The organism is Methylobacterium sp. P5_C11 (assembly GCF_054049775.1).
The window spans coordinates 1-5,125 of sequence record NZ_JBFULS010000103.1 but is presented as its reverse complement, the minus strand read 5'-3'; the positions used below and the strand labels follow the sequence as shown (position 1 = coordinate 5,125).

The 5,125-nt window shown below is 66.0% G+C and carries 7 protein-coding genes and 1 pseudogene; 3 read left to right on the top strand and 5 right to left on the bottom strand.

Translation table 11 applies throughout. The features are described from left to right. Positions 1-480: 480 nt before the first annotated feature. The 3 genes from ACXJKQ_RS27340 to ACXJKQ_RS27330 all read left to right on the top strand — a co-directional run bounded on the left by ACXJKQ_RS27340 (position 481) and on the right by ACXJKQ_RS27330 (position 2,477). On the top strand, positions 481-693 hold the full coding sequence (locus ACXJKQ_RS27340; protein ID WP_457108810.1) for a hypothetical protein: 213 nt from the start codon (positions 481-483) through the stop codon (positions 691-693). Then, positions 690-1,424, top strand: a complete 735-nt coding sequence (locus ACXJKQ_RS27335) for a recombinase family protein (protein WP_457108809.1) — start codon at positions 690-692, stop codon at positions 1,422-1,424. Before ACXJKQ_RS27340 ends, ACXJKQ_RS27335 begins: the two co-directional genes overlap by 4 nt. A 795-nt stretch (positions 1,425-2,219) precedes the next feature. Further along, complete coding sequence (locus ACXJKQ_RS27330) at positions 2,220-2,477, top strand: hypothetical protein (protein ID WP_457108808.1); 258 nt, start codon at positions 2,220-2,222, stop codon at positions 2,475-2,477. A gap of 209 nt (positions 2,478-2,686) precedes the next feature. Here ACXJKQ_RS27330 and ACXJKQ_RS27325 read toward each other — a convergent pair whose 3' ends face one another. The 5 genes and pseudogenes from ACXJKQ_RS27325 to ACXJKQ_RS27305 form a co-directional block, all read right to left on the bottom strand. Continuing rightward, on the bottom strand, positions 2,687-2,896 hold the full coding sequence (locus ACXJKQ_RS27325) for a hypothetical protein (RefSeq protein ID WP_457108807.1): 210 nt from the start codon (positions 2,894-2,896) through the stop codon (positions 2,687-2,689). Between the two features lie 217 nt (positions 2,897-3,113). After that, entirely contained in the window at positions 3,114-3,380 is a 267-nt protein-coding gene (locus tag ACXJKQ_RS27320; RefSeq protein ID WP_457108806.1) for a hypothetical protein, read from the bottom strand. Positions 3,381-3,738: 358 nt separating this feature from the next. Further along, positions 3,739-4,131 (bottom strand): hypothetical protein, encoded by a 393-nt coding sequence (locus tag ACXJKQ_RS27315; RefSeq protein ID WP_457108805.1) that lies wholly within the window; start codon positions 4,129-4,131, stop codon positions 3,739-3,741. Position 4,132: 1 nt separating this feature from the next. Continuing rightward, positions 4,133-4,780, bottom strand: a complete 648-nt coding sequence (locus tag ACXJKQ_RS27310; RefSeq protein WP_457108804.1) for a nucleotide-binding protein — start codon at positions 4,778-4,780, stop codon at positions 4,133-4,135. 158 nt (positions 4,781-4,938) lie between these two features. Beyond that, a pseudogene (locus tag ACXJKQ_RS27305) lies at positions 4,939-5,125 on the bottom strand (IS481 family transposase); the annotation flags it as partial.

The window sequence follows — 5,125 nt, the reverse complement described above, 5'->3', positions numbered from 1 at the left end:
GTGCGTTGCAGGTCCTGCGGTGGCGTCTTGGCCTTCGGACGGCACGCCTCGACCAGCGGCTCCAGCTCAGACCATTGCGCGTCGCTCAGCATCATCCCTCCTGCCTTGGAGAGACGAAAACGCAAGCCCCGCCAGTCCGTTCAGGCGACGACAGGCCCTAGAACCAAATGCGCAAGCCAAGTAACGCCGCGTAACGCCGCGCCTCGCGCGTGGCGGTTCAACTGGACCGGGCGAGATGGAGGCGTAGGCGCGGGCCGAGCTTGAAGGGGAATGCTCGGCCCGCATGCCGTTCGGCTTCGTACCCCCCGAAGCCGTAGCGACTGCACAGGATTACTGCATGCCGATGGCGGCCACCATCGGTAGCCGTCGTCGCAGGCTTGTTAGCCCTTCCTCAACCATCCCGCGCCAGCCAAGCCCGTGACGTCATCACGAACGACCGTTCGTGCGTTGGTCACTTGGGGCACGGAGCGCGGGAAGCCCATGAACATCGCCGTTTGCCCCCGCTGCGGCCTCACGGATTTCGGGACGGACAAGCATGGGGCTGCCGATACCGGGATCTGGGCCGAGGAGTTCGTGCGCCTGGGCGAGCACGTGCATGAGCGGCGGCACCTGAAGGATCTGCGGACCCATACCTGCCCGCACTGGGCAAAAGCCATGCAGGACGCTGCAGTGGCCCAGGAGAGGACCTGGTGAGCGCCGGCGCGTTCGTCTCCTACCTGCGGGTCTCCACGGCGCGGCAGGGACGCTCAGGGCTCGGCCTTGAGGCCCAGCGCCGGGCGGTGGCCGACTTCCTGGCCGGCGGATCCTGGCGGCACGTGGCCGAGCTCGTGGAGGTCGAAAGCGGGGCGCGTGATACGCGTCCCCGCCTTTCCGAGGCCATGGCGCTCTGCCGGGTGCATGGGGCCACGCTGGTGATTGCCAAGCTCGATCGGCTGTCCCGTGATGCCGCCTTTCTGCTGAACCTGCAGAAGGCCGGGGTGCGCTTCGTGGCGGCCGACATGCCCGAGGCCAACGAGCTCGTGGTCGGCATCATGGCTGTGGTCGCGCAGGCCGAGCGCAAAATGATCTCGGCCCGCACCAAGGCCGCCCTGGCGGCGGCCAAGGCCCAGGGCGTGCAGCTGGGCAATCCCGGCAACCTGCGCAACCGGGATCTGGGCTCAGCCAGGGCGGCTGACGCACGGGCGCGCAGGAGCGCGGCCCGCGCTGCCGATCTCGCGCCCATCCTGGCCGAGGTGCGAGCCGGCGGGGCAGTGTCATTGCGGCAGGTGGCGGCGGCGCTGAACGCGCGCGGGATCCCGGCGGCGCGGGGCGGGGCGTGGACAGCGACCCAGGTCCGGCGGGTGCAACCACAAGGATCAAAGGCTGCTCACCCGGCGTTCTCTCCGGATCCCCGGCTCCCGACAGGAGGATTGCCATGGGTCTGACTGCCTTCGTCGTGTTCGTTGTCCCGTGGGTGCTGCTTGCGGTGTTTCTCACTCGCGCTCCGACGGTTCTCCGCCTGGGCGCCGCCCCGGCCCCATGGCGTGCTCTCCCGACACATCGAGAACTTGCCCGAGCACACCGGCGCGAGACGCACCCGCATGACACGCGCACATCGGATAGCAGCGGCTAATCGAACCGCGACCGGTATGGTCCGACCGATGCACCCCAGGGCGGGGCACTGGGCACTAGCGTGGAGCCCACCGAGCCCGACGACAAGGTTTAGCTGGCGCTTACCTGTGGGGCAGAACGAACTCAGGTTGGATCCGCTGACCCCGATGCGGGTTAGCCCTTCTATAAACTGTAGGAGACCGTCCCCATGCCACAGATGTTCGATTGGATTTTCTTCGCGATCATGATCCCGTTCCCGGCATTCCTGCTCTGGGATTTCTACCGGAACCGCGACGCGTCCAAGCGGGTCCAGCAGCTCTAGCTTCCCGATGCTGAGGAGCGAGCTGTGACCTGATGGGGCTCGTTGAAGCCAACTAAGCGCGACTGCGCCGGCGAGGCCGCACCGATACTGACCGTCTAACAGGCCGGTGCGGCTTTTCCGGCGCTGGGCTGTAGGCCGAACACTGCGGCCATCCTCAGACGGCATGGTTAACTGCCCGTCACCGGAATGCCGCTCAGTTCACGGATCCCCGTAACACGCGGACAGCGCATGCCATCGAGCTGGTTCTTCGCCTGGTCGTGTTCTTGTCTCGTTCTACATCTCGGGCGCAGGGCGAGCGAGGTGCGGGATGGTGCGGCGGCCCGTGTTCGTCAGGGCTGAGGAAGTCCACCTCCTTGAGGAAGGCGCCCGGTGGCGTCGCACCTGCATCGAGGTGCTGACCCGGGCCAAGCCACAGGGGCCGCTCTACGTGGCCGTGTCGCGCATCGTGGGGGGCATCGATGACGTGGCCGAGGTCGTGACCGGCGACCGCACGCGGTTCCATAAGGTGAGCCCGCGGACGCCAGGGCTGGATCGGCCGCCCGTGAAGTGCCGCACCGTCGAGTAGCTTCGTCCAGACCAGCCTGCCACGAGACTTCGCGGGCGCGGCGACTTACGTGGATCGGCCCAGTGCGCACCGTGAGGGAGGATAACAAGCGCCTTCCCCGATCCAACTGGCATTCCAGCATGCTACCTCAATTCAGCTCGATGTTGATCTAGCTCAGGTGGATCTGCAGCCCGTGGATTGGCGCATCGGCGAGTAGCTACCTCTACCTGTCAATTGGCGATGTAAGCCGCCAACCCGGCCAACCCACGCAAGTAGGATTGGTCGTCGTCATTTCTTTTTGAGCCCAGCCCTGCGGCCAGCGTTTCGAGCCGGATCCGGAGTATGCCGATGCTCTTCTCGGACAGGTCGGCCGGAAGCAGAATGGTCACGTCGCCTTCATCGAGCCTTATGGTCTGTCGGGTCGCTGAAACGTAGGCCATTTGACTCTCCGTCAGGAATATTGATTTCTCTGTCTGGAGGCTAAGATCTCACGAATTATAGGCTTCGGCGGTGCTCCCGCGCACGCGCTTGAAAACTGATTACCGCCCAGACGACAAAAGAAAGCCCGCCGCGGCGAGCCGAGCGGGCTGAGTGCGATGGGTCGGGGGACCTTCATCGATAGGCAGACCCGCTTGCGGCCGAACAGTTCCCGAAGGCCTACTCGCCCGGATCACGTAGCGCCTGCCGCAGCTCAGGTAGGGCTGCGATCCGAACTGCCATGCGCCGCGCCTCAGCACGCGACATGCGATCGGAACCGGTACGTTGATGTGTCGCGTCGGCGAAGTAGATGTAGGCCACAGGGAAGCCGTTGGCATCCACGATCTGGAACGCGTCCTCTAACTCTACGGCCTGCCATGGGGGCGGGAAGTTGCGGGCGGTGACACGCTCATGCCACTGCCCTGCCGGCTGCCCGGGCGGCAGCACGCCAAGTATCCCGGTCAGCACGTACGCGGGCCAACTCGTCCTGCAGGCTACCGATCCGGGCGTGCAGCTAGCCGGCGTCGATCGGGGTCTCCACCAGCATTTTTTGGGCTCCCGCCAGCCGCTGGCGCAGTTCAGCTACCTCAAGCTCAAGGGCGAGGCGGTCGGCGTCTGGTGGCTGCTTCATCGACGACGTTGTGGCGCCTGCTCAAGTGCCAGGACGACGATTCCGATAGCGCCAAGCGTGCCGGCCAGCATCACGAGGAAGCCGGCGGTGATCATTCGGCCCCAGGCCCGCTGATGGCACCGGCTGCAGCGGCGCTCAAGGCCGCCGCGATGACCGCAACAAGGGCTACCTCGATCATCTTAAGCGTCTCCCGTCCTCGGGTACCGCGGCCAGATCGACGTTGTAGCCCTTCGCCGCCAGGGCCTCCAAGACTAGGTACCTTACCGTGACCCGGCGGTTCAGCGCCTCCTGCCGCAAGGCTGTCCACACCAGATCCGGCACCTCGAATTTGAGGGCTGTACCCTTTGCTATAGCAGCTAGGGCAAGTGGGGCTTTGGGTGCTTGGGCAGATGGGACTTCAACCGGCACAGGCTCAACCGGCGGCGCCGGCTCCTTGGCCCGCGCCTCGGGCGCGGACGAGGGCCGGGTGAAACCCAGGTCGCTGGTGGCCACGGCGAGCTGCTGGGCGTCCTCGGGCGAGATGCGGGGCCGCGGGCGCGGCGCAGGCTGGAAGGCGGGCTTCATCATGTCAGGCAGCCTGCTGCTGGACTGCCAGCACCTCGATTAGTTCGCCGAGCACGCCGGCGACCTCCTGCAGGGCTTTAGGGTCGCCATCGAGGTGCGCCGGCGTGGCACCGGTGAAGTGGATGTTCTGGTAGGCCGCGCGCTGGATGATCTCGGTACGCAGCACCGGGATGGTGGCGGCCTGCACCTCCTGGCGCGCGTGCTGGGCGACACGGCTGCTTAGCGGCGACATCTGCGTGAATACCGCCCGGGCCGGGATTGGCCGGCGCAGCATCTTCTCCGCGCGCTGCACCACCTCATAGGTGCGGAACACCTCCTGCAAATCCATGCCGGATACCTTGGAGGGGATCAGCACCAGGTCGCTTTCGGCGATCGCGTACGTGACCGCCTGTGAGGCGGCGCCCTCAAGGTCCACGAACACGAGGCTGTAGCGCGACGCCGCGTCGGAGATCTGGTCAAGCACCGTCTTCTCGTTCACGTCCACGGTGCAGTCCTCGCCAGCCCGATCGCGCCATGAGGATACGTGCCCGTTTGGATCGGCGTCGATGATGGCCACGCTGCCGCCCTGGCGCGCGTAGGCATCAGCGAGACAGATCACCAGCGTGGTCTTCCCGACGCCGCCCTTGGTCGAGCAAACGGAGATAACCGCCATTGCCCCAGCTCTCTGTTGCGCGCCTCCGCCAGCGGCCACACGAGCTGATGCCCAAAAGGTAAACGGCCCCTTAACCCGACAGCCCGATCGCCCCATAGGGCAAAAGCCCCTTTGGGTCCTTGGGCAACGGGCCGTGCGCCCCATGGCCCAACAACGCCCTAGGTGTTCAGTCCCGAGGTGAGATGGGTTGGGTCGTATCTGAACCGGCCTGGGTCGTCTGCCCAGGCTCGGCAGGTCGCTTCGTATGGCGTGAGGCCGCGTAGGGTCTTGAGCCGCCGGGCGAAGTTGTAGGCATCCAGGAAAGCGGCGAGGTGTTCCCGCAGTTGGTCGTGGCTGTCGTAGTGG